Below are 23,803 nucleotides of genomic sequence, written 5' to 3'. Positions count from 1 at the left end.
TTTGAGACGTAAAATTGTATTGCTGCTGGAGATCGGTCTGGTCCTGGCGGGTTTGCTATTGGGCTTTTCCGCCTGGAAGCTGAACTCGGCCTTGAAGCAACCGCTGAATCTGCCCCAGGAGCAATTGCTGGATGTAGCTGCTGGCGCGACCCCTACGGGTACTTTCAATCGTCTGGAAAGTGACGGTGTGCTGGAGGATGCCTTTTGGCTGCGTCTCTACTGGCGCTTCAACCTTGACGGCCAACCGCTGCACAGTGGCGAATACCGCATGACGCCAGGCCTGACGGCCCAGGGCCTGATTGGCCTGTGGCAGCGTGGCGAAGTGGTGCAGTACAGCCTGACCCTGGTGGAGGGCTGGAACTTCCGCCAGGTACGCAGTGCCTTGGCCAAGCATGAAAAGATCGAGCAGACTCTGTCGGGCTTGAGTGACACTGAGGTGATGGAAAAAATCGGCCATCCCGACGTGTTCCCCGAAGGGCGGTTCTTCCCCGATACCTACCGTTTCGTGCGCGGCATGACCGATGTCGAATTCCTGAAGAAAGCCTATAACCGCCTGGACGACGTACTGGCCCAGGAATGGCAGCGACGTGCCCCGGATGCGCCCTATACCGACCCCTACCAGGCGCTGATCATGGCGTCTCTGGTCGAGAAGGAAACCGGCGTGCCTGAAGAGCGTGGGCAGATTGCCGGGGTGTTTGTGCGGCGCCTGAAGATTGGCATGCTGCTGCAAACCGATCCCACGGTGATCTACGGCATGGGCGAGCGCTACAACGGCAAGTTGACGCGCGCGCACCTGAAAGAAGCCACACCCTATAACACCTACATGATCAGCGGCCTGCCGCCGACGCCGATTGCCATGGTTGGCCGCGAGGCGATTCATGCCGCGTTGAATCCGGTGCCGGGCAGCAGCCTGTATTTCGTGGCCCGGGGCGATGGCAGCCATATTTTTTCCGATAGCCTGGACGCCCATAACGCGGCGGTGCGCGAGTACCAACTCAAGCGCCGCGCCGATTACCGCTCCAGCCCGGCACCCGCGCCGACCACCGTTGAGCCTGCCGCGCCTGACGCTGCGCCCGCGCAAAGCCCGCAATGACTCTGACTAAGGACTGCCTGTGACTGGCTTGTTTATTACCCTGGAAGGCCCGGAAGGCGCTGGCAAGAGTACCAACCGTGAATACCTGGCCGAACGCTTGCGGGCTGAAGGTATCGAGGTGCTGCTGACCCGCGAGCCTGGCGGCACGCCCCTGGCCGAGAAGATCCGTGAGGTGCTGCTGGCCACTGGCGACGAGGTCATGCACCCGGACACCGAGCTGTTGCTGGTGTTTGCCGCCCGTGCCCAGCACTTGGCCGAAGTGATTCGCCCGGCGCTGGCCCGGGGCGCGGTGGTGATCTGCGACCGCTTCACCGATTCCACCTACGCCTATCAGGGCGCTGGCCGCGGCCTGTCCCTGGAGCGCATTGCGACCCTGGAGACCTTCGTCCAAGGCGACCTGCGCCCGCACTTGACCCTGGTCTTCGACCTGCCGGTAGACATCGGCCTGGCCCGGGCCAGCGCCCGTGGGCGCCTGGATCGTTTCGAGCTGGAAGGCCGAGCCTTTTTCGAGGCGGTGCGTGCGGCCTATCTCAAGCGTGCCGAAGCCGCGCCGTCGCGCTACTGCCTGCTGGATGCCGCTCAGCCCCTGGAACAGGTGCAGCGGGCCATCGATGAGCTGCTCCCCAAACTGTTGGAGCTGTACCGTGGCTGAAGCCTATCCGTGGCAGGACAGCCTCTGGCAGCAATTGGCCGGGCGTGCCCAGCACGCCCATGCCTATCTGCTCCATGGGCCGGTAGGCATCGGCAAGCGTGCCCTGGCCGAGCGCTTGATGGCCCGCCTGCTCTGCCAGCAGCCGGCAGGGCTGGAGGCGTGCGGGCACTGTAAGTCGTGCCTGCTACTCAAGGCCGGCAGCCATCCGGACAACTACGTGCTGGAACCGGAGGAGGCGGACAAGGCGATCAAGGTCGACCAGGTGCGCGACCTGGTGAGCTTCGTGGTGCAGACCGCGCAGATGGGCGGGCGCAAGGTGGTATTGATCGAGCCGGTGGAGTCGATGAATATCAACGCCGCCAACGCCTTGCTCAAGAGCCTTGAGGAGCCTTCTGGCGATACGGTGTTGTTGCTGGTGAGTCACCAGTCCAGTCGTCTGCTGCCGACCATTCGCAGTCGCTGCGTGCAACAGGCCTGCCCACTGCCAAGCGAGGCCATGAGCTTGCAGTGGCTGGGCCAGGCCTTGCCCGAATGCACTGAGCAGGAGCGGGTCGAATTGCTGACCCTGGCAGCCGGCTCGCCCTTGGCAGCGGTCAGCCTGCAGGCCCAGGGCGTACGCGAGCAGCGTGCGCTGGTGGTCGACGGGGTGAAGAAGCTGCTCAAGCAGGAGCAGTCTGCCACGCAGTTGGCCGAAGGCTGGAAAGACGTGCCGCTGTTGCTGCTGTTTGACTGGTTCTGCGACTGGTCCAGCCTGATCCTGCGCTACCAATTGACCCAGGACGAAAACGGCCTGGGCTTGATGGACATGCGCAAGGTGGTGCAATACCTGGCGCAGAAAAGTGCCCAGGACAAGGTATTGAACATCCAGGACTGGATCCTCGCCCAACGCCAGAAGGTGCTGGGCAAGGCCAACCTGAACCGGGTGCTGCTGCTTGAGGCCCTGCTGGTGCAGTGGGTCGGGCTGCTCGGTCGACGTTGATATTTTCGGGGCCGAAGGATGTTTTGTCGGCCAGACACTTCCTGTGACGCAAGTTGTAACTTCTTATGCTCGTAGATTCCCATTGCCACCTTGATCGCCTCGACCTCGCCGCCCACAACGGCTCCCTGGACGCTGCCCTCGACGCTGCGCGTCAGCGTGGCGTCGGGCACTTCCTGTGCATTGGCGTCAGCGCCGAGAACGCCGCCGACGTCAAGGCCCTGGCCGAACGCTATGCCGATGTGGATTGCTCTGTGGGCATCCACCCCCTGGACCTCAAGCCCGGTGAAGCCCCGGCCCTTGAGTGGCTGCTGGACGAACTCAATCACCCGCGGGTGGTGGCTATTGGCGAGACCGGCCTGGACTACCACTACGAGCCGGAAGCCGCCGAGTTGCAGCAAGCCTCGTTCCGCCTGCACCTGCAAGCGGCGCAGCAGACCGGCAAGCCGGTGATCGTGCATACCCGCGGCGCCCGCGCCGACACCCTGGCCTTGCTGCGCGAAGCCGCTCTGCCCCAGGCGGGTGTGTTGCACTGTTTTACCGAGGACTGGGAGATGGCCAAGGCGGCCCTCGACCTGGGGTTCTATATTTCCTTGTCGGGCATCGTCACCTTCCGCAACGCCGAGGCCCTGCGGGACGTGGCGCGCCAGGTGCCGGCCGATCGCTTGCTGGTCGAGACCGATTCACCCTACCTGGCGCCGATCCCCCATCGCGGCAAACCCAACCTGCCGGAATATGTGCGGGATGTGGCGGATTACCTGGCAATGCTGCGCGGCGAGTCGGTGGAGCGTTTTGCCGAGCAGACCACCGCCAACTTCAAGCGTCTGTTCCCGCTGGCCCACGTTCGCTGAATCCCAGGCAAAAAAAACCCGGGTTCTGGGGGGTGAATCCGGGCTAAGACCATTAGGAGTAAACAAGGATACGCGGTCCGTTGGTACCCATATCGGTGTGTCACTTGGGGGAGATGTCACACCGACAGATGAAGTATTGATCAGTATCCCGTGCAGTCCAGCCGCTTCTGGTCGTTTTTTAAACAGATTTGGAATACATCCGCTTCGCTTGAGTTCTCATGGGCGGCAGTACATCGTGCGAATCTATGCTTTATTTCTGACCGATAGCGCCTGATTCGTTGGCGTGCTGTAAGTTTAGTGTATGGGTTGTTCATATAGGCGTTGCCCAACGACCGTGCAGTCGGGATAATCCCTCGCACCGGGTAAAACGTTCCGTCATCGGCACGCTCATCCCTTCCAATACTGACCTCTGCAGACCTCTTTCTATGCACAAAGAACCCCGTAAGGTCCGTGAGTTTCGCCGCCGTGAGCAGGAAATTCTCGACACCGCGCTCAAATTGTTCCTCGAACAGGGTGAAGACAGCGTCACCGTCGAGATGATTGCGGATGCCGTGGGTATCGGCAAAGGCACGATCTATAAGCACTTCAAATCCAAGGCCGAGATTTACTTGCGCCTGATGCTCGACTACGAGCGCGATTTGAACGAGTTGCTGCATTCGGCCGATGTCGACAAGGACAAGGAAGCCCTGTCCCGGGCGTACTTTGAGTTCCGCATGCGGGACCCGCAGCGTTACCGCCTGTTTGACCGCCTGGAAGAAAAAGTGGTCAAGGGCCACCAGGTGCCGGAAATGGTCGAGGAACTGCACAAGATCCGTGCCTCGAACTTCGAACGCCTGACCCTGCTGATCAAAGGCCGGATCAGCGAAGGCAAGCTGGAAGACGTGCCGCCTTACTTCCATTACTGCGCCGCGTGGGCGTTGGTGCATGGCGCCGTGGCGCTGTACCACTCGCCATTCTGGAGCAATGTGCTGGAAGATCAGGAAGGCTTCTTCCAATTCCTGATGGACATCGGCGTGCGCATGGGCAACAAGCGCAAGCACAGCAGCGACCAGCCTAACCCCGAGACGCCTGCCACCTAAGGCATTCATCCGGGCAATGGCCGGCTGATTTACTGCCGTATGTGATAACCCAGGAATATACTCAGGCAAGGACCTTGCTAAAATCTGATTTATGAGTCAGGTTTTAGCGCGCCCGAATTATCCTCTGCCGGAGTGATCCATGATCGTTGATCGTCAAGGCAGGCGTTTTCGCAATTTGCGGATCAGCCTGACCTCAGCCTGCAATTATGCCTGTACCTACTGCGTGCCCAACGGCAAGCGGCTGGTGGCTGCGCAGGACGAACTCTCGGCCGAGGCCATGGCGCGTGGCGTGGCCTACCTGATCGAGGCAGCGGGCATTGATCGCCTGCGGATCACCGGCGGCGAGCCGCTGGTCAGCCCCAAGCTCGAAACCTTTATGCAGGCCGTCGGGCAGATGGGCTTGAGTGATATCAGCCTGACCACCAATGGCCAGTTACTGGCGCGCAAGTTGCCACTGCTGGTGGATGCCGGCATTCGTCGTATCAATGTGTCCCTCGACACCCTGGATGCCGATGCCTTTCGCGGGATTGCCCGGGGCGGCGACCTGGCCACGGTGCTCGATGGCATGGACCAGGCGCGTGCGGCGGGGATCAAGATCAAGGTCAATATGGTGCCGCTGCGCGGGCAGAACCTCGACCAGGTGATGCCGCTGCTGGAGTATTGCCTGGCGCGCGGTTATGAATTGCGTTTTATCGAGTTGATGCGCATGGGCCACCTGGCCAGCGACTCCAACGCCTTCCTGCAGCAATTTGTCAGCCTGCAACAACTGTTGAGCCTGATTGGCGAACATCACGAATACCTGCAGGCCGACGCCCCGGTGGATGCCACGGCCGTGCGCTATGAAATTCCCGGCCAGGGCTACTTCGGCGTGATCGCCAATGAAAGCGTGCCGTTTTGCCGAACCTGTTCACGCCTGCGCCTGTCTTCCACAGGTTGGCTGCACGGCTGTCTGTCTTCGAGCAACCGCCACTATGTCGGCGACTTGTTGGACAAGCCGCGTCATCAGGCCTTGCCGGCGTTACAGGGCTTGCTGGTCAAGGCCTTGGGCGATAAGCAGGAAGTGGCGTTTTCGGGCGGGGCGACGGTGATGAAGATCATTGGCGGCTAGCCAGGCAAGCTGGCGCAAAATCTGCATCTCGTGCCCATTCGCCGGTTTTCCGTCACCGGCTTCTGGAGGATAGGATGCGTAGTCTGGTTTTGTTGCTGGCGTCGTTTGCGCTGGGTGGCTGCATGACAGTCAGCGATATGGCCGAAGGCACTCGCTATCAGATGAGCGATGCCGGTTTGCTGGACCACAGCGACACACGTCGTTCCAACTCGGTTCGCATTCAGCCCGATTCCTTTGTGTTTATCGCCCAGGGTGCGTTCACGCCGCCGGGCAGTGCCTACCCGCGACCCAATGTGGTGGCCGAAGAGGCCTTCAACGGTTTTATCGAATACTTCCCCATGGTCCGCCGCGCCCGCGCCCCGGAAGGTTTGGAGCAGGCCATGGCCGAAGCCCGTGAAGCAGGTGCCCATTACCTGTTGTACACGCGGTTCGCCAAGGCTGATGATCGCATTGGCAATGCAGATGAATGGGCCGACCAGGAAGCCCTGGACCGGCTGGGTGTCGACAGTGGCGTGATCCAGATTATGTTGATCGAGACCAGCACCCAATATTTGATTGATACTGCACGGATTCGCAGTCGTGGCGGTTTACTGACGTTCCACGACAATAAACCCGAAGATTTGCTTGGCCCACCGTTGCGGCAATACGCCCGCAGCCTGCTGGGCATGAGCGACCAGTAATTCAAAGGAGAACAGCATGACGGGTTCGGCCAAGGCCAATGATTTGTTGGCACAGTTGCCCAAGGGCAAGGGACCGGCTCCGGTTCATCTGTGGAACCCGGATTTCTGTGGCGATATCGACATGCGTATCGCCCGCGACGGCACCTGGTACTACCTGGGCACCCCCATCGGGCGTAAACCGATGGTCAAGCTGTTCTCCAATATCATCCGCCGCGATGGCGATGATTACTTTTTGATCACTCCGGTGGAAAAGGTCGGGATCAAGGTAGATGACGCGCCATTTGTGGCGGTGTCGATGGAGGTCGAGGGGCAGGGCGAAAGCCAACTCCTGCGGTTTACCTCCAATGTCGAAGACGTCATCGAAGCCGGCCCCGAACACCCGTTGCGGGTGGTGATTGATCCGCAGACCCAGGAACCGTCGCCCTACGTGCGGGTGCGCAACAACCTTGAAGCACTGGTTCATCGCAACGTGTTCTACCAGATGGTGGAGCTGGCGGTGACGCGCCTGATCGACGGCGAGAGTTGGCTGGGCATCTGGAGTGGCGGGGTGTTCTTTCCGATAGGCCTGGAACCCAGGGATTGATACCGGCGTGACGCAGAATATCTACGATACCCCAGCCTTTTTCGCGGGCTACAGTCAAATGGGCCGCTCCCTGCAAGGGTTGGCAGGTGCGCCGGAATGGCCCGCGTTGCAGGCGTTGTTGCCGCTGATGCAGGGATTGAAGGTGGTGGACCTGGGCTGTGGTTATGGCTGGTTCAGCCGCTGGGCCCAGGAACAGGGCGCCGAACAGGTGCTGGGGCTGGACGTCTCACAGAAGATGCTGGCGCGGGCGAAGGAAATGACTTCATCCTCGGCCATTACTTATGCCATTGCCGACCTCGAGCAGCTTGATCTGCCCGATGCGGCTTATGACCTGGCCTACAGCTCGCTGGCCTTTCACTACATCGCCGATCTACCCGGGCTGTTTGCCCGTATTCATAAAGCCCTGAAGCCGGGAGGACGGCTGGTTTTCTCCATCGAGCACCCGATCTTCATGGCGCCCCGGCAACCGGGCTGGCAGGTCGATGAGCAAGGGCGTAAAAGCTGGCCGCTGGACAGTTATCAACTGGAAGGGCCACGGGTCACCGACTGGCTGGCCAAGGGTGTGATCAAGCAGCACCGTACCCTGGGCACGCTGCTCAACATGTTGATCAAAGCAGGCTTGAGCCTGAGCCATATTGAAGAATGGGGCCCGAGTGCCGCGGACCTTGTGGCCCGGCCAGAGTTGGCGGAGGAGCTGGAGCGGCCGATGATGTTGCTGGTGGCTGCGCAACGCCCAACGCTGTAGGTGATGCCTGGCGAAAGGGCGAGCGCTGCGCACTCAAGCGCAGCCTCGCCAGGGCTCGACAGCCGCTACGGCTGGCTTTCCAGCTTGCGGGCGGCGTCCACGCCAGAGGCCGTCAGTTTGATCGGCAGGTGCAGCGCGTGTTCGCCGGCCTCGTTGCAGGTCACGTGGCCTTCCTTGATCAGTCCACGCTCCTGAAGAGTGGCCAGGGTGCTGGCCACGATTTTTTCGCCCCGGTAGTTATCCAGCACCTCCTTACCCAAACCGTTCGGGTGCGCGTGCAGCAGGCGGGTGAGGACTTCTTTCTCCAGGTTTTTATCGACGTTCATGCATACCTCTTCAGGGTCAGTGGTGGGGTAGTGTTCGTCTGTCGGTCAAGGGGTCAAGGTTGTTTCGGTGCGCCGGGCAGGTTGTCATCGTTGCCGCTCGGGGCGGCGTTCTTGCCGGGGCCGATCTTGCCGTTCTCCACATCGGTACCCAGGCCTTGGCGGTTGCCGTCATTGCCTTGGGTGCGTGGGTCGGCACCGTTCTGGATGATGGCTCCGCCATTGGTATCCAGGCCGGTGCCCATGGAGTCTTTGCTCTCTTGGGTGGCAGGGTTGGGCGGGCTGCCAATCGGGTCGGTCTTGCCGGTGGAAGGGTCGGATGCGGCGAAGCTGCCTAGAGATACCGCAGACAGCAAACCGGCGAGGGCGAGGGCAGTCACTTTGGAAGTATTCATGGTGGAGCCTCCATAGGAATAAAGTCCTTACCTTAGGTTGGTCTGCCCGCCCTTATTGTTGGTGCCTGGATCACGACGAACGGTGTCAGCTCACCTGTAAGATTTTGTGTTTGGCAACCCGGCGCCAGATCAAGCGCGCCAGCGTAATCAGCCAGTTGAGCAAGGCGATGCCCAGTACGCTCGCCAGTAGGGTCGGTACGCCTTGCTCGACGATCAGCTTGCCGGCCAGCAGCGGGAAGCCGAAGACGCCTATAAAGTACGACAGGCTGAACAGCAGCAAGGCCTGGGACGTGCTGGCGTTCGGCGCTTCATTGGCGGCCAGGCCGTTGATCACCGAATAGGTCAGGCCGTAACCGACCCCCAAGGTAACGGCCGCCAGCAAGTAGCTGAAGCTGTCATGCACGCCGAAGCTCAACAGCAGGATCGACACCACCATCAACCCAGACAACACACAGGCCGACCAGTACGCATCGCGCCTGACCACAAAGCTGGCAATCAACAAACGACTGGTGATTGCCGCCCCCATGAAGCCCAGAAAGAACAGCGAATAATCCAGCCCATGGCTTGCCGCGTAGCTGGTCTGGAAACTCGACAGCCCGCCAAATACACAGCCGCCCAGGCCGACCATGATGATCGCGAACACCGCCTTGGACCCCAGCACACGCCGGGTGCTGGCCCAGGAGATTTTCGAGACGGCGCCGGCGCCCAGCGAGTTGGGTTGTTGCTGGAGATGGCTGCCCAGGCGCCAGAAGATCAGCACGCCCACAAGGCTTGCGAGGGCCGCGATATAAAACGCGGTTTCCAGGGGCAGGCCCAGGGCGCTGGCCGCCCGTCCCAACAAGGGGCCCGAACCGATGCCGGTCATCATGCTGCCCGACAGCCAGGCGAAATATTGGGCTCTTTGGCTGGGCTGCACCAGCATCGCCACGATGATCGGGCCCAGGGTATAGAACACGCCCCAGCCCAGCCCGAGGGCCAGGCCGAACAGCATCAGGCCCTGGCCAAAACCCGGCGTCAGAGCAAAGCCCAGGCAGGCGGCCACCAGCAGGCTCCCCAGGCAGGCAATCGCGCGCGCGGCACCCAGGGCGTCGGCCAGGTGCCCGGACACAATCACCGCGATAAACGTACTGAGCATCGCCATGGAGATCACGCTGCCGGCGTCATGCTCATTGCCGCCTCTGGAATCAATCAGCAGCGATAACAAAAACGTCGAACCGTACGACAGTGACAGCAGGTAGCTGGCAAGGCACAACAAGGCGAAGAGCTTTCCGCCAACCGGAGCAGTGGGGTGCATGGGCGAACCTGGGCGTCTGTTGGATTTATGGCGGACTTTTTACCATGCGCTACCGCCCGGTTTGTTCTGTGGTTACCGGTGCCAACATTGCTGCAGGGCGGAGTAATCACCTGCATAAAACCCTGCAAGCGGTCATCAAAGGGCCTTAGTATGTGTCCTTTCTTTTTTAGCCGCAGGCCTGTTCATGACCATCGAGATTCGTCCCGCCGTGCCCAGCGATGCTGCGCAGATCCTGACCTTCATCACTGAACTGGCCGAGTACGAAAAAGCCCGCCACGAAGTGATCGCCAGCGTGGTGGACATCGAGCGCAGCCTGTTCAGCGAAGGCGCTACTGCCCATGGCCTGATCTGCCTGCGTGATGGCTTGCCGATTGGTTTTGCGGTGTTTTTCTTTAGCTATTCCACCTGGCTGGGCAGCAACTGCCTGTACCTGGAAGACCTGTATATCAACCCGGAGCAGCGCGGCGGCGGGGCGGGCAAGAAGTTGCTGCGCCACCTGGCCAAGATCGCCTATGACAATGGTTGTGGGCGCTTTGAATGGAGCGTGCTGGACTGGAACGAGCCGGCCATTGCCTTCTATAAGTCCATCGGTGCCCAACCCCAGGAAGAATGGGTGCGGTACCGTATGGAAGGCGACGCATTGCGCGACTTTGCCCAGGGCTGAGATCGGCCCTGTCTTGGGGCCTGGCATTTGCCATAATGGCCGCCGCTTTCGCATTTCTAGATAGGCCCTACATGCAGGAAAACCCACCCATTCCCGCCAAAGACCCCGCGCCCACGGGCACCCAGACCCTGCTGCGCGGCCTGGGCGTGGTGCAGGCGGTGGCGGCCGGCGCGCGTGACCTCAAGGAAATCGCCCGGCGCATCGGCACCACCCGCAGCACCACCCACCGCCTGGCCAGTTGCCTGGTGGATGAGCGCTACCTGCGAGTGGTGCCGCAAGTCGGTTACCTGTTGGGACCGAAGCTGATCGAGCTGGGCTTCCAGGCGCGGGACGAGCTGCCGCTGGTGACGCTGGCGATACCCTATCTGGACGAGCTGTCGGCGCTGACCGGCGACACCATCCACCTGGCGATCCGCGAGTTCGACGATGTGCTGTACCTGCACAAGAACCCCGGGCGCAATGGTCCGGAAATGCGTTCGCGGGTCGGTCACCGCATGCCCCTGGCACGTACCGGGATCGGCAAGGCCTTGTTGCTCGATGACTCGCAAGAGGAGTGGCAGCGCCTGTATCAGGTCAGCTTGCCGGTAGGCGGGAAAAACCTGCACTGGCCGCAGCACCCGGAGCAATCCTGGGAGCAGTTTGAGCAGCGTATGCGTGAATACGTGGCGGGTGGCTATGCATTCGACCTGGAAGACAACGAGCCGTCGATCCGCTGCGTCGCCGCACCGGTGCGCGATGCCAGCCGGCGGATTGTCGCCGGCATCAGCATCGCCAGTACGGTGCCCTACATGCCGCTGGAAAAAATGGCCGAGCTGATCCCCCTGGTCAAGCAGGTCGCAGCGCGGCTGTCCGCGGAGTTGGGCGCGAAGGCCTGATCAGGCTTTCAAGGTGGCCATGTCGATCACGAAGCGGTACTTCACGTCGCCCGCAATCATGCGCGCATAGGCTTCGTTGATCTGGCGGATATCGAGCATTTCGATTTCGCAGGTAATGCCGTGCTCGGCGCAGAAATCCAGGACTTCCTGGGTTTCGGCAATGCCGCCGATCAGCGAGCCGGCCAGGACTTTACGGCCCAATACCAGCTTGGCGGCATTGACCGGCGGGTCGACCGGTTCGATCAAACCTACCAGGATATGCACGCCGTCAAAGCGCAGAACATCGAGGTAGGGGTTCAGATCGTGCTGCACCGGAATGGTGTCCAGCAGGAAGTCGAAGCTGCCGGCGGCGGCTTTCATCTGCTCGGCATCGGTGGACACGATCACATGATCGGCACCCTGGCGTCGGCCTTCTTCTGCCTTGTTCGCCGAGCGGGTGAACAGCGTCACTTCGGCGCCCATGGCCTTGGCGAACTTGATGCCCATATGGCCCAGGCCGCCCATGCCGAGAACCCCCACCTTGTCGCCGGCCTTGACCCCGTAGTGCTTGAGTGGCGAGTAAGTGGTGATGCCCGCGCAGAGGATCGGCGCGGCGCTGGCCAGGTCGAGCTTGGCCGGGATCTTCACCACAAAGTGCTCGCTGACCACGATGCTGTCGGAGTAGCCGCCCATGGTGTTGCTGCCGTCTACCCGGTCCGGGGTGGCGTAGGTCATGGTCGGGCCTTCGAGGCAGTATTGCTCCAGGTCCGATTTGCACGCTTCGCAGTGGCGGCACGAATCCACCATGCAGCCCACGCCGACCAGGTCGCCAACCTTATGGGCGGTGACGCTGGCGCCGACGGCAGTGACCTTGCCGACAATCTCGTGGCCCGGCATCAATGGGTACACGGCGATGCCCCATTCGTTGCGCGCTTGGTGGATGTCGGAGTGGCAGACGCCGCAGTACAGGATTTCGATCGCCACGTCATCGGCGCGTGGGCTACGGCGCTCGAAGGACATGGGGGCGAGGGGAGTGGTGGCCGACTGGGCGGCATAACCGATGGCAGTGTACATGGTGAAAACCTCGCAAAAGCGTGGACGGGAGAGGTGGCGAATTCTGCGCGTCGACCCTGTGGGCGAACATGGCAAATGCTCCGAGTCTCATGCCTATTCGTCCGGGAGTGCCCGTGGATTGGATTCATTGGCCGCCAGACCTGCGATGATGTTCCTATCCCTTTTTCGCGAAGTTTTTTGCCATGTTGTTGACCCGCCATCTTGATGCCAACGCCACGCTGGTTTCCTTGATTGAGGGGCTTACGCCCTGCGACGGTTTCTCCCCGACCCACCTGGCAGGCGTGCAGGTGCTGCGCGCCAGTTGCGACGTGGCGCGCGGGCCGCAGATCTATGAGCCGAGTCTGATGTTCGTGGCCCAAGGCAGCAAGCTCGCCTACCTGGGCCCGCGCACCCTGGAGTACGGCGCCGGGCATTACCTGATCCAGGCGATGCCGGTGCCGTTCGAATGCGAGACGTTTGCCATGGCCGCCGATGCCCCGCTGTATGGCGTGACCGTAGGCATTGATCGGGTGGTGCTGGGCGAATTGGTGATGGCTATGGGTATGCAGGCCGGCCCGCCGCCGGCGGCGCAGACCTTGGAGTCGATGAGCTCGGTGGTGCTCGATGACGCGATGCGCGGTTGCGTCGAGCGGCTGTTGCAGTGCCTGCACGATCCACTGGAAGCCCGGATCATGGGACCGGCGAGGGTGCGGGAATTACTGTTCACCGCCTTGCGCGGGCCACAGGCCGATGTGCTGCGGGCGCTGGTGGAACAGCAGGGGCAGTTCTCGCGGATTGCCACCTCATTGAATCACCTGCATGCCCATTACGCCGAACCGCTGAACATCGAGACCCTGGCCGGTTATGCGCATATGAGTGCGTCGACGTTTCATGAGCATTTCAAGCGCTGCACCCTGCTGTCGCCGGTGCAGTACCTCAAGCGCTTGCGCCTGCTCAAGGCCCAGCAGTTGTTACTGGCAGAAGGCATGGGTGTGGCGCAGGCGGCGCATAACGTGGGGTATCAGAGTACGTCGCAGTTCAGTCGGGAATATAAGCGCTATTTCCTGCGCAACCCGGGTGAAGAGCGAGCAGCATAGATGATCGCTCCCTCGCGGAGCGGGGGAACGAGCAGGCAAGCCCACATTGACTCGAGTCGCCCATAAAAAAAGGCTCCCATTTGGGAGCCTCAGTTGGCTTACATATTCGGGTAAGTCGGCCCACCCGCGCCTTCCGGCGTCACCCAGGTGATGTTCTGCGAAGGGTCCTTGATGTCACAGGTCTTGCAGTGCACACAGTTCTGGGCGTTGATCTGGAAGCGCTTCTCGCCGTCTTCCTGGGTGATCACTTCGTACACGCCAGCCGGGCAGTAGCGTTGCGCCGGTTCATCGTAGAGCGGCAGGTTGGTGCCGATCGGGATGCTCGGGTCCTTGAGTTTCAAGTGGCACGGCTGTTCTTCTTCATGGTTGGTGCTGGAGAGGAACACCGAACTCAGCTTGTCGAAGCTCAGCTTACCGTCGGGTTTGGGGTAGTCGATCTTCTGGCTGTCCTTGGCCAGCTTGAGGCAGGCGTAGTCCGGCTTGGTGTCATGCAGGGTGAACGGCATTTTGCCGCCGAGGATGTTCTGGTCCAACCAGTTGAAGCCGGCACCGATGATCGGGCCGAACTTGTGCATCGCCGGGCCGAAGTTACGGGTGGCGAACAGTTCCTCATAGAGCCAGCTGGATTTGAAGCTGTCGACGTAGGCCGTCAGTTCATCACCGCCTTCGGATTCGGCGAACAGACGGTCAGCCACGGCGTCTGCGGCGAGCATGCCGGACTTCATGGCGGTGTGGCTGCCCTTGATCTTGGCCACGTTCATGGTGCCCAGGTCGCAACCGATCAGGGCGCCGCCCTTGAATACCATCTTCGGCAGCGAGTTGATGCCGCCCTTGGCCAGGGCGCGGGCGCCGTAGCTGATGCGCTTGCCGCCTTCCAGGTACTGGGCCAGCACCGGGTGATGCTTGAGGCGCTGGAACTCATCGAACGGCGACAGGAAGGTGTTGCTGTAGGACAGGTCGACGATCAGGCCTACGACCACCTGGTTGTTTTCCAGGTGATAGAGGAACGAACCACCGGTGTTCTCGTTGCGCATGATGTCCAGCGGCCAGCCGGCGGTGTGGACCACCAGGCCTGGTTGGTGCTTGGCCGGGTCGATTTCCCAGATTTCCTTGAGGCCGATGCCGTAGTGCTGTACGTCGGCATCGCTGTCCAGGTTGAAGCGCTGGATCAGTTGTTTGCCCAGGTGCCCACGGCAGCCTTCGGCGAACAGCGTGTACTTGCCGCGCAGTTCCATGCCTGGGGTGTACAGGCCTTCTTTGGGATGACCTTCACGGTCGACGCCGAGGTCGCCGGTGATGATCCCGCGCACTACGCCGTTTTCGTCGAACAGTACTTCCTGGGCCGCGAAACCTGGGTAGATTTCCACGCCCAGGTTCTCGGCCTGCTGGGCCAGCCAGCGGCACAGGTTGCCCAGGGAGATGATGTAGTTGCCTTCGTTGTGCATAGTCTTGGGCACAAAGAAGTCAGGCACCTTGGTGGAGGTGTCGCTGCTACGCAGTACATAGATGTCGTCGCGCACCACCGGGGTGTTGAGTGGAGCGCCCAGTTCTTTCCAGTCCGGGAACAATTCATTCAGGGCGCGTGGTTCAAACACGGCGCCGGACAGGATATGTGCGCCGACTTCCGAGCCTTTTTCGACCACGCAGACGCTGATTTCCTTACCGGCTTCGGCGGCCTTCTGCTTCAGTCGGCAGGCGGCAGACAGGCCCGACGGCCCTGCGCCGACGATGACCACGTCGAATTCCATGTATTCGCGTTCCACAGGCTATCTCCTACTCAAGGCTCAACAGTTTTTTTTCTAATGGGTGGAGGTTCGGTGTTTTATCTGTCGTCTTCTGCGCCAATTTCTTACAAAAGGGCAGGGGACGACCCACCTTTCTCTCTAGGTGGCGCATTATATCTACACCACTCTCAGCGTCCAATACAAACGTTTGTTTGAATTGCCCGCGAGCTAGGTAAATCAAAGCAACGCGGCTTATATCTGACCATTTTGCTGTATTGACCGGAAAAGGTGTTCCGGTCAATATACGGTCGGTTTTGCGCTTCTCGTAGGCGGACTGCCGGTTTCAAGGCCACGTCCAAAGACAAGGCACTGCTCATGCAGGTTGACGCGCACGTAATGCTGGCGCGCAGTTTACACGTTGCAAGGATGAATGACTTGTCAGTCACCCCTGACGAACGGTCTTTATTATTGAGTACGTGCAACGTTACCTGTCATGAAGGCCTGCGTTTTTAGAGGTGCCCTTGTGCGCCGTTGAGCATCTACCGCCAGGTTTATCCGGGCGGCTTCCTTTTCACCGGAGAGTAACGAGGAATCCATGAAGGTTCTTGTAGCTGTCAAACGCGTTGTCGATTACAACGTGAAAGTTCGCGTCAAGGCGGACAATTCCGGCGTCGATCTGGCTAACGTCAAAATGTCGATGAACCCCTTCTGCGAAATCGCCGTGGAAGAAGCCGTACGCCTGAAAGAAAAAGGTGTCGTGACTGAAATCGTCGTCGTTTCCATCGGTCCGACCACTGCTCAAGAGCAGCTGCGTACCGCCCTGGCCCTGGGTGCCGATCGCGCGGTTCTCGTCGAATCCGCTGAAGAGCTGACCTCGCTGGCCGTGGCCAAGCTGTTGAAAGCCGTTGTCGACAAGGAACAGCCGCAACTGGTGATCCTCGGCAAACAGGCCATCGACAGCGACAACAACCAGACTGGCCAGATGCTGGCTGCACTGACCGGTTACGGCCAGGGTACCTTTGCCTCGAAAGTCGAAGTCAGTGGCGACAGCGTTGCCGTGACCCGCGAAATCGACGGCGGCGCGCAGACCGTTTCCCTGAAACTGCCGGCCATCGTCACCACCGACCTGCGTTTGAACGAGCCGCGTTATGCGTCCCTGCCAAACATCATGAAAGCCAAGAAGAAGCCGCTTGAAGTGCTGACTCCGGATGCTTTGGGCGTTTCCACCGCCTCTACCAACAAGACCGTCAAAGTCGAAGCGCCAGCTGCACGCAGCGCGGGTATCAAGGTCAAGTCGGTGGCTGAACTGGTCGAGAAACTGAAAAACGAAGCGAAGGTGATCTGATCATGACTATCCTCGTAATCGCCGAACACGATAACAAGGTGCTGGCCCCGGCCACCCTGAACACCGTGGCTGCCGCTGCGAAAATCGGTGGTGATATCCACGTGCTGGTCGCTGGCCAGAATGTGGGTGCCGTGGCTGAAGCCGCCGCGAAAATCGCCGGTGTGAGCAAAGTACTGGCCGCCGACAACGCTGCCTACGCTCACCAGTTGCCGGAAAACGTTGCCCCTCTGGTTGCAGAGCTGGGCGCTGGCTACAGCCACATCCTGGCTGCCGCCACTTCCAACGGCAAAAACATCCTGCCGCGCGTTGCTGCGCAACTGGACGTTGACCAGATCTCCGAGATCGTTTCGGTCGAAAGCGCCGACACGTTCAAGCGCCCGATCTACGCCGGTAACGCCATTGCCACCGTGCAGTCCACTGCTGCGGTCAAAGTGATCACCGTCCGTGCCACCGGTTTCGACCCGGTTGCCGCTGAAGGTGGTTCGGCTGCCGTTGAAGCGGTGGCTGCCGCGCACGACGCTGGTACTTCCAGCTTTGTTGGCGAAGAGCTGGCCAAGTCCGATCGTCCTGAGCTGACCGCTGCCAAGATCGTCGTTTCCGGCGGGCGTGGCATGCAGAACGGTGACAACTTCAAACACCTGTACGCCCTGGCCGACAAGCTGGGCGCTGCGGTCGGCGCTTCCCGCGCGGCTGTTGACGCAGGTTTCGTACCCAACGACATGCAGGTCGGCCAGACCGGCAAGATCGTTGCGCCACAGCTGTACATCGCGGTCGGTATCTCCGGCGCGATCCAGCACTTGGCCGGTATGAAAGACTCCAAGGTGATCGTTGCGATCAACAAGGACGAAGAAGCACCGATCTTCCAGGTGGCGGATTACGGCCTGGTTGCGGACTTGTTCGAAGCCGTACCTGAGTTGGAGAAGCTGGTCTAAACCAGCCGCTTCACTTATAAAGAGCCCGGTCTTATGACCGGGTTTTTTTTTGCACGCCACTCTTGATCGGGAAACACGCCATGGAACTGCGTCGCTGGACTGTACTGCTGGGCCTGTCACTGCTGCCGACCGTGTCTATCGCGGCTGGCAAATGCGAGCGCCTAGTGGTGACCGGCAGCCCGGATGCGCCGCCCTACCTGTGGCGTGACCCCCAAGCCCCCACCCACCTGATCGGCGCGAATGCCGATGTGTTGCAACAAGTGGCCAAGGAACTGGGGCTGAAAATCGACCTGCTGTACGGCGGCAAGCGTTCCCTGGCTCTTGAAGAAGTGCGCAGCGGGCGCATGGACATGCTGCTCGACGCGCCGCTGAACGTCAGCGAGCTGGAGACCCTGGACTACATCCACCCGGCGCTGATGCAGGCCGATTACCGGGTGTGGACCCGGGTCGACTCGCCCCTGGTCTACGCCAGCGCGGCCGATTTGCATGGCCACAAGGGTGCGGTCTCGGAGCGGGCGCGCCTGTCCCCTGAGTTTGAAACCTTTGCCAGCGAGCACCTGACCCTGGAACGCGTGCCAACCCTGACCCCGGCCTTGCAGAAACTGTTGCTGGGTGAAGTGGACTACGTGCTGGCGGGACGTTACTCCGGCATGGCCATGGCCCAGACCCTGGGGATGAGCAAAGACTTGCTGGCCCGTGAGCTGCCGATTGATCAGCCGGGGCTGTTCCTGGCGATTTCCCACAACTCTGCCTGCAATGATCCGTGGTTGCGCGGACAGCTCGCGAAAAAGATGACAGAATTGGCCGCGTCCGGTCTGACGGAAGCCGCGTTGCAGCGCAATATCGAACGCTGGAAGACGCAGTTGCAGCAACCCGTCGGTACCTCAACAAAGTAGGGATTTTTAGTGACTATTCGACCTCTTTTCGCCGCCCTCGCCGTAGTAACGCTGGCGGGCTGTGCCGCAGATCCTGCGCCGAATGAGCAAATGCGCCTGACCCAGCAAGCCCTGGAGCAAGCCGCCGCCGTGGGGGCCGTTGCTGACGACGTGCCCGAGTTGAAACTCGCCGAAACGAAGCTGGCCCAGGCCAAGGCCGATATGGCGGATGAATCCTACAAGGATGCCCGCATGCTGGCTGAACAGGCCGAACTGGATGCCCGCTTGGCAGAGGCACGGGTGCTGACGCAAAAAAGCCAGGAACAGTTGAATGTCCTCGACACCCGTATCACCCGCCTGCGCAAACAGCTGGGAGATGCTCAATGAACCGTCTGACCTGTGGGCTGCTATTGAGCAGCTTGGTGCTCGGCGGCTGTGCCAGCCACCCCAATAGCGACACTGCGTTGCAACAGGCCGGCAGCGACTTCCAGAAGGTCAAGGAAGACTCCAATGTATTGCGCATCGCGCCCAAGGACGTGATCCGCGCCGGTGAGTCCCTGGCCCGCGCCGACCGTCTGTCCAGCTACTGGGGCAGTGGTGGCGACGTGGTGCATTACGCCTACCTGAGCCAGCGCTACAGCGCGATTGCCCGGGAACATACGCAACTGGTGCTCAACGAAGAACGTGCCGCCAAACGCGAACTGGAGCGCCAACGCCTGCAACTGGCGCTGCGCGAGGCCAAATTGTTGAGCGTGCAACAACAGGGCAAGTGGCTCGAAGAGCAGATCGCCAGCCTGACCACCACCCAGACCGATCGTGGCCTGGTGATGACCCTGGGCGATGTGCTGTTCGACACCGGCCAGGCTGAACTGAAAAACTCCGCCAACCGTACAGTGCTGAAGATCGTGCAATTCCTGCAACTGAACCCCAAGCGCGTAGTGCGGATCGAGGGCTATACCGACAGTACCGGCGGCGAGCAGGAAAACCTCAAACTGTCCCGTGACCGGGCACAGGCCGTGGCGGACGTACTGGTTGACCTGGGCATTGATGACAAACGCATCCAGGTGGAAGGTTATGGCGATCAGTACCCGGTGGAAGTGAATGCTTCCGAACGGGGGCGGGCGCAGAACCGGCGTGTGGAGATTGTCTTCTCCGATGACAAGGGCCAGCTCGGCGCCGCGCGCTGAACCTCAGTTCTTGTGGGCGCCGACTTGCCTGCGATACAGGCCACGCGGACTTTCAACTGAACCGCAGCGATGCCATTGCAGGCAAGCCAGCTCCCACAGGGAATAGGCTGTGTGTCTCGCCCCGTAACCCGATCCTCGATCGGGTTTTTCATGCCCGCCATTGCGTGCTCAACCCCTACAGTTTTTTCTATCACTGCCGCCCGTCCTCGACTATTGTGGCAACTGTCCCCGTACACTTCTAAACTGTGCCGGTATGTTTCACACAAAAATAAAATACCCGTGAAATCGAGTGCTGCGTCATGACCAATCTCTTGCTTTACCAACGTATCGCCCAGCAATTGGCTGAGGATATCCGGCGCGGTGTCTATCAACCGGGTGAGCGCGTGCCTTCGGTGCGCAAGATGAGCTCCCAGCTCAATGTCAGTCATGCCACGGTGTTGCAGGCCTACGCCAATCTCGAGGATCAGGGGTTGATCCGCGCGCGGCCGCAGTCCGGGTATTACGTGCACCAGACCCCGGCCCTGACCGCACCGACGCCGGATATTGCGCGGGTCGAGCGCCCGGGCCTGGTCACACGCAGCAGTATCATTCAACAGGTCTTGGTCGAGTCCCGTCGTGAAGGGGTGTTCCCGCTGGGGGCCGCCGTGCCCAGTGTCGATTACCTGCCGGTACGCGCGCTGCACCAGCAACTGGCCAAGGTCACGCGCTTTCAGAGCCCACGGGCGTTCAGCTATATGTTCAGCCCGGGCTTTGAGCCGTTGCGGCGCCAGGTCGCGATTCGCATGCGCGATGCCGGCGTGGTGGTCGACCCGTCTGAAGTGGTGATCACCCACGGGTGTGTCGATGCGTTGCAGATGTCCTTGCGCGTGCTGACCCGTCCCGGCGACCTGATCGCTGCCGAGTCCCCCACCTATTACGGCCTGTTGCAACTGGCGGACTTGCTCGGCCTCAAGGTCATCGAGATCCCCAGCGACCCGGCCACCGGCATGAGCCTGGAGGCTCTGCAACTGGCGGCCAACCAATGGTCGATCAAGGCCCTGGTGCTGACCACGCGCCTGAGCAATCCCCTGGGCGGCACCATGCCCGAAGAGCGGCAGAAACAGTTGCTGCGCCTGGCCTCGGATTTCGATATCCAGATTGTTGAAGATGATATCTACGGCGAATTGATGTTTGAATTGGGCCGCACCAAGGCCCTCAAGGCGTATGACCGCCTGGACCGGGTGATCTACTGCTCGAGTTTTTCCAAGACCCTGTCCCCCGGCGTGCGCATCGGCTGGATGATTGCCGGCAAATACCAGCAGGAGATCCAGCGCCTGCAGATGTTCAGCACCCACTCGGCGTGCAGCGTCACGCAGATGGGGGTGGCGGCGTACCTGGAGAACGGCGGTTACGACCGGCACCTGCGCTACATTCGCCAGGAATACCGCAAGAACCTCAGCGCCTTCCAGTTGGCGGTGCAGCAGTATTTCCCCGAAGGCACGCAGATGAGCCGACCGACCGGCGGTTTTATCCTGTGGGTCAGCCTGCCGGGCAGGGTCAACACCCAGGAACTGCACGTGCGCGCCCTGCAGCAGGGCATCAGCATTGCGCCGGGGCTGATCTTCAGCAATACAGAACAGTTCAACCACTGTATCCGGCTTAATTGCGGTACCCCGTGGAACCGTGAAGCCGAGCGCGCCTTGATGACCCTGGGCATGCTGGCCAACCAGTTGTGCCAGGAGGCGGCGAGCGGGTTTTGAAGGGCCAAAGACGGGCAGGAACGGTAGGTGGCTAATCACCGCGCTTGTCATGCCGCGCTCAACAAGCGAGCATATGGCCTTCTGCCGTTAATGCTGTAGGCGATATGACTTATATTTTTCCTGCCGCGCTGTTGATCTGTCTGGCGGGCCTGTGCAACGCCACGCCTGTACTGGCAGCACCTGCCAGTGCGCCGATCGTGCTGGCAGCCGCTGAACAAAAGCCGGCCCCGGCTAAAAAAACGGTCCAGGCGAAAAAGCCCGCCCCGGTTAAAAAAGCCGCCAAGGTGAAAAAGCGCGCACCTACCGCCAGCAAATCCAAGTCGGCCCGTGAAGTGGCCCAGACCAAGCTGGCGCCTGCACAACTGGACCTCAGTCTGCCCCAGGAAATGGTCCGCCATCTGCAGCCCCTTGGCACCATGCCGCAACCTAGAAACGTACCGTTGTTGCCGCCGATGTTTGATGAGAAGCCGGTCGATAACAGTGCATTCCAGATCAACGGGCGTTTGCTCAGCAATGAAATGCAGTTGCAAATGCGCAATGAAGAGCGACGCGACGTTGAAGGCGCGGCTCTGGATTTTGAATTCAAGAATTAATCTTCCCCGCAAAGTGACCTGATCCACTGACCTTCTGTCGCAGACTGGTCGGTCACTTTTGTTTTCTGCGAAAAACCCCTGTTAGACCATTTTAAAACGGATGTTTTAGGGCGTACTCTAGCCCGGCCATCAACACTATGTCGTCGAGGACCTGTTGGTCATGAAATGCCGTGAAGGCTGTGGCGCCTGCTGTATAGCCCCCTCCATCAGTTCGCCGTTGCCCGGTATGCCTAATGGCAAACCCGCAGGCGAACGCTGCCTGCATCTGTCGGTCGAACAGCTGTGCCAATTGTTTGGCCAGCCGGAGCGGCCTGCGGTGTGCGGTGCCTTTGCGGCAGATCTTGAGGTCTGTGGTAGTAGCCAGGAAGAAGCGATCAGGTTGATCGGCTGGTGGGAGCAGATGACGGCGGCTTAGTGGGCTTTAATGTCAGAACTTCAACAATAAGGAATACACCAATGGGTTCGCTGAAACGAATGGCTGTGTTGTGCGGTTTTACGGTGTTGTTTGCGGCTGCTGCACAGGCAGAAGAGTGGCAGGTTGCCAAGGATGAAGAAGGGATCAAAGTTGCCTTGAGTGAAGTGGCTGGCTCCAAGTACAAGGCTTATCGCGGCGTTACTGTGATCAAGGCGCCATTGGCCAAGGTCCAGGCCCTGCAGGACGATGTCGTCGGTGCCTGTAAGTGGATTCACGAATGCAAGTCGCAGAAGTTGCTCAAGAAGGAAGGCGACAAGAGCTGGACCTACACCCAGTTTAAGGCGCCGTTCCCGGTGACCGATCGTGACTCGATCCTGGAAATCACCACCACCCAGGCTGCCGATGGCAGCGTGACCCGCAAGCTGCTGGAAGTACCCACCTATCTGCCGGAAGAGAAGGGTTATGTGCGTGTGGCCCAGGTAGAAGGCTTCTGGAAACTGGTGCCCAAAGGTGCCGACCAGACCGAAATGACCTACCAGGTCCACACCGAGCCAGGCGGCAGCGTGCCTTCCTGGTTGGCCAACAAGTTTGTGGTTGAAGCCCCCTTCAACACCTTGAAAGCCCTCAAGGCAGCGGCCGAGAAGCCGTAAGCCCAACCGATCAGGTGCCTCCTGCCTTGAGTGGAACGATCGCCGGGCCCTCAAGGTCCAGATAGGTATAAGCCCATCCATGGGCTTTATCGAGGAGGCACTGATGCAAAACTGGCAAGTTACCTTCGTTGATGATCACGGCGTGCAGTCCGTGGAGCAGTTCAGCTGCGCGCAAAAGCCCAGCCTCGAAGTCGCCGCACAGATGATTCGCGCCAAATTACTGCCCATCCCCGCCAAACTGGACCTCAATGACCTGGACGGTCGCATCGCCGAACCGACGGTGAAAAGCCTGAAGGATCAGAACAGTATCCAGATCCTCGACATCTCTCCCGCCCCCTGAATATTCCCTGTACGTTGTTAAAGCGCTGCTGGTGGAGCTGATAGCTTCGCGCTACTCTGCAAGGGAGATCAGCGAATGAATCGCTAAGGTCTGGTCTTGTCAGCTACATGCTTGTTTTCCTGCGGTGATGTCATTGCCGTCTACCTGCGCTGTTCACGCGCAGGCCCTGGGAAGCACGGAAAGTCTATCCATCGGTTCAGGAGGACGTTTCATGAGCACAGCCTATCAAGAAGACATCAGCACCCACGTGTTACGCCGCATGAAAGAGGGCGGCTTTGACTTTTCACGTTTCCACCCCATCGAGTTCTACGCCATTTTCCCGGACGAGGAACGTGCGCGCCGGGCTGCGGGTCGGTTTCGTGGCGAGTCGATCAATGCCCAGGTCAGTGCGCGGGATGATGGCGCCTGGTTCCTGGAATTAAGCAAAGTCATGTTCGCCACCTATGACGGTATAGGTGATTTCGAGCAGGACTTTGAGGCGGTAGTCGAGCCCTTGGGCGGGATTATCGAAGGATGGGGTGTGAAGCACGAGGTTCGTGGGTTACCCATGTAGTCG

General features: G+C 60.4%; 28 protein-coding genes. 23 read left to right on the top strand and 5 right to left on the bottom strand.

Translation table 11 applies throughout. The features are described from left to right. The first annotated feature begins 1 nt into the window (after position 1). From mltG to HBR93_RS18595, 9 genes are all read left to right on the top strand, one after another. The gene (gene mltG, locus HBR93_RS18635) at positions 2–1,093 is read left to right on the top strand and encodes an endolytic transglycosylase MltG (RefSeq protein WP_057960418.1); all 1,092 of its coding nucleotides are present in this window, start codon (positions 2–4) and stop codon (positions 1,091–1,093) included. 19 nt (positions 1,094–1,112) lie between these two features. After that, positions 1,113–1,745, top strand: a complete 633-nt coding sequence (gene tmk / locus HBR93_RS18630; protein ID WP_057960391.1) for a dTMP kinase — start codon at positions 1,113–1,115, stop codon at positions 1,743–1,745. Next, positions 1,738–2,724 (top strand): DNA polymerase III subunit delta', encoded by a 987-nt coding sequence (locus HBR93_RS18625; protein WP_057439598.1) that lies wholly within the window; start codon positions 1,738–1,740, stop codon positions 2,722–2,724. Before tmk ends, HBR93_RS18625 begins: the two co-directional genes overlap by 8 nt. Positions 2,725–2,789: 65 nt before the next feature. Then, positions 2,790–3,572 (top strand): TatD family hydrolase, encoded by a 783-nt coding sequence (locus tag HBR93_RS18620; protein ID WP_120733904.1) that lies wholly within the window; start codon positions 2,790–2,792, stop codon positions 3,570–3,572. A gap of 425 nt (positions 3,573–3,997) precedes the next feature. Beyond that, on the top strand, positions 3,998–4,651 hold the full coding sequence (locus HBR93_RS18615; protein ID WP_057439597.1) for a TetR/AcrR family transcriptional regulator: 654 nt from the start codon (positions 3,998–4,000) through the stop codon (positions 4,649–4,651). Between the two features lie 139 nt (positions 4,652–4,790). Next, complete coding sequence (locus HBR93_RS18610) at positions 4,791–5,759, top strand: radical SAM protein (protein WP_057439596.1); 969 nt, start codon at positions 4,791–4,793, stop codon at positions 5,757–5,759. A gap of 74 nt (positions 5,760–5,833) precedes the next feature. Beyond that, on the top strand, positions 5,834–6,439 hold the full coding sequence (locus tag HBR93_RS18605) for a DUF4823 domain-containing protein (RefSeq protein ID WP_057439595.1): 606 nt from the start codon (positions 5,834–5,836) through the stop codon (positions 6,437–6,439). A gap of 16 nt (positions 6,440–6,455) precedes the next feature. Further along, on the top strand, positions 6,456–7,022 hold the full coding sequence (locus HBR93_RS18600) for a DUF1285 domain-containing protein (protein WP_057439594.1): 567 nt from the start codon (positions 6,456–6,458) through the stop codon (positions 7,020–7,022). Between the two features lie 7 nt (positions 7,023–7,029). Next, complete coding sequence (locus HBR93_RS18595; RefSeq protein WP_169960813.1) at positions 7,030–7,767, top strand: class I SAM-dependent methyltransferase; 738 nt, start codon at positions 7,030–7,032, stop codon at positions 7,765–7,767. Between the two features lie 65 nt (positions 7,768–7,832). Here HBR93_RS18595 and HBR93_RS18590 read toward each other — a convergent pair whose 3' ends face one another. The 3 genes from HBR93_RS18590 to HBR93_RS18580 form a co-directional block, all read right to left on the bottom strand. Then, positions 7,833–8,093: a hypothetical protein gene (locus tag HBR93_RS18590; RefSeq protein WP_057960387.1), complete on the bottom strand. Its 261-nt coding sequence runs from the start codon at positions 8,091–8,093 to the stop codon at positions 7,833–7,835. A gap of 53 nt (positions 8,094–8,146) precedes the next feature. Further along, on the bottom strand, positions 8,147–8,485 hold the full coding sequence (locus tag HBR93_RS18585; RefSeq protein WP_057439593.1) for a hypothetical protein: 339 nt from the start codon (positions 8,483–8,485) through the stop codon (positions 8,147–8,149). Between the two features lie 85 nt (positions 8,486–8,570). Continuing rightward, on the bottom strand, positions 8,571–9,779 hold the full coding sequence (locus HBR93_RS18580) for an MFS transporter (protein WP_169960812.1): 1,209 nt from the start codon (positions 9,777–9,779) through the stop codon (positions 8,571–8,573). A gap of 184 nt (positions 9,780–9,963) precedes the next feature. Here HBR93_RS18580 and HBR93_RS18575 point away from each other — a divergent pair, with 184 nt between their 5' ends. Together HBR93_RS18575 and HBR93_RS18570 are read left to right on the top strand one after the other, a co-directional pair. Then, the gene (locus HBR93_RS18575) at positions 9,964–10,443 is read left to right on the top strand and encodes a GNAT family N-acetyltransferase (protein ID WP_057439591.1); all 480 of its coding nucleotides are present in this window, start codon (positions 9,964–9,966) and stop codon (positions 10,441–10,443) included. A gap of 71 nt (positions 10,444–10,514) precedes the next feature. Further along, on the top strand, positions 10,515–11,318 hold the full coding sequence (locus tag HBR93_RS18570) for an IclR family transcriptional regulator (protein WP_115128745.1): 804 nt from the start codon (positions 10,515–10,517) through the stop codon (positions 11,316–11,318). On the opposite strand, the gene HBR93_RS18565 is transcribed toward HBR93_RS18570, so the two are convergent. Next, positions 11,319–12,371, bottom strand: a complete 1,053-nt coding sequence (locus HBR93_RS18565) for an NAD(P)-dependent alcohol dehydrogenase (protein ID WP_115128744.1) — start codon at positions 12,369–12,371, stop codon at positions 11,319–11,321. Between the two features lie 182 nt (positions 12,372–12,553). Here HBR93_RS18565 and HBR93_RS18560 point away from each other — a divergent pair, with 182 nt between their 5' ends. Beyond that, positions 12,554–13,447, top strand: a complete 894-nt coding sequence (locus tag HBR93_RS18560) for an AraC family transcriptional regulator (RefSeq protein ID WP_057439589.1) — start codon at positions 12,554–12,556, stop codon at positions 13,445–13,447. Between the two features lie 98 nt (positions 13,448–13,545). On the opposite strand, the gene HBR93_RS18555 is transcribed toward HBR93_RS18560, so the two are convergent. Then, positions 13,546–15,210 carry an electron transfer flavoprotein-ubiquinone oxidoreductase gene (locus HBR93_RS18555; RefSeq protein WP_169960811.1) on the bottom strand — a complete coding sequence of 555 codons (1,665 nt, stop codon included), beginning with the start codon at positions 15,208–15,210 and terminating at the stop codon, positions 13,546–13,548. Positions 15,211–15,766: 556 nt separating this feature from the next. Here HBR93_RS18555 and HBR93_RS18550 point away from each other — a divergent pair. The 11 genes from HBR93_RS18550 to HBR93_RS18500 all read left to right on the top strand — a co-directional run bounded on the left by HBR93_RS18550 (position 15,767) and on the right by HBR93_RS18500 (position 23,800). After that, complete coding sequence (locus HBR93_RS18550; RefSeq protein ID WP_057960382.1) at positions 15,767–16,516, top strand: electron transfer flavoprotein subunit beta/FixA family protein; 750 nt, start codon at positions 15,767–15,769, stop codon at positions 16,514–16,516. 2 nt (positions 16,517–16,518) lie between these two features. Further along, the gene (locus HBR93_RS18545) at positions 16,519–17,448 is read left to right on the top strand and encodes an FAD-binding protein (RefSeq protein WP_057960381.1); all 930 of its coding nucleotides are present in this window, start codon (positions 16,519–16,521) and stop codon (positions 17,446–17,448) included. Positions 17,449–17,528: 80 nt separating this feature from the next. Beyond that, on the top strand, positions 17,529–18,344 hold the full coding sequence (locus tag HBR93_RS18540) for a transporter substrate-binding domain-containing protein (RefSeq protein ID WP_057439586.1): 816 nt from the start codon (positions 17,529–17,531) through the stop codon (positions 18,342–18,344). Between the two features lie 9 nt (positions 18,345–18,353). Next, a complete protein-coding gene (locus tag HBR93_RS18535; protein WP_057439585.1) occupies positions 18,354–18,710 on the top strand; it encodes a DUF4398 domain-containing protein in 357 nt (118 codons plus the stop codon). Next, a complete protein-coding gene (locus HBR93_RS18530; protein WP_057960379.1) occupies positions 18,707–19,510 on the top strand; it encodes an OmpA family protein in 804 nt (267 codons plus the stop codon). Before HBR93_RS18535 ends, HBR93_RS18530 begins: the two co-directional genes overlap by 4 nt. Positions 19,511–19,809: 299 nt before the next feature. Next, positions 19,810–21,249, top strand: a complete 1,440-nt coding sequence (locus HBR93_RS18525) for a PLP-dependent aminotransferase family protein (protein ID WP_057960378.1) — start codon at positions 19,810–19,812, stop codon at positions 21,247–21,249. A 104-nt stretch (positions 21,250–21,353) separates the two neighbouring features. Beyond that, positions 21,354–21,842: a translation initiation factor 2 gene (locus HBR93_RS18520; RefSeq protein WP_115128740.1), complete on the top strand. Its 489-nt coding sequence runs from the start codon at positions 21,354–21,356 to the stop codon at positions 21,840–21,842. A gap of 160 nt (positions 21,843–22,002) precedes the next feature. Further along, positions 22,003–22,257 carry a YkgJ family cysteine cluster protein gene (locus tag HBR93_RS18515; RefSeq protein ID WP_076961156.1) on the top strand — a complete coding sequence of 85 codons (255 nt, stop codon included), beginning with the start codon at positions 22,003–22,005 and terminating at the stop codon, positions 22,255–22,257. A gap of 41 nt (positions 22,258–22,298) precedes the next feature. Then, positions 22,299–22,907: an START domain-containing protein gene (locus tag HBR93_RS18510; protein ID WP_169960810.1), complete on the top strand. Its 609-nt coding sequence runs from the start codon at positions 22,299–22,301 to the stop codon at positions 22,905–22,907. Between the two features lie 103 nt (positions 22,908–23,010). Then, positions 23,011–23,247, top strand: coding sequence for a hypothetical protein (locus HBR93_RS18505; protein ID WP_225923814.1), 237 nt, complete (start codon positions 23,011–23,013; stop codon positions 23,245–23,247). 211 nt (positions 23,248–23,458) lie between these two features. Next, complete coding sequence (locus tag HBR93_RS18500) at positions 23,459–23,800, top strand: ribonuclease E inhibitor RraB (RefSeq protein ID WP_029299641.1); 342 nt, start codon at positions 23,459–23,461, stop codon at positions 23,798–23,800. Positions 23,801–23,803 lie beyond the last annotated feature (3 nt).

Origin of the sequence: Pseudomonas sp. WS 5411 (assembly GCF_012985595.1) — a bacterium.
Classification (GTDB): Bacteria; Pseudomonadota; Gammaproteobacteria; order Pseudomonadales; family Pseudomonadaceae; genus Aquipseudomonas; species Aquipseudomonas shahriarae.
This window is presented reverse-complemented; position numbering and strand designations above follow the sequence as displayed.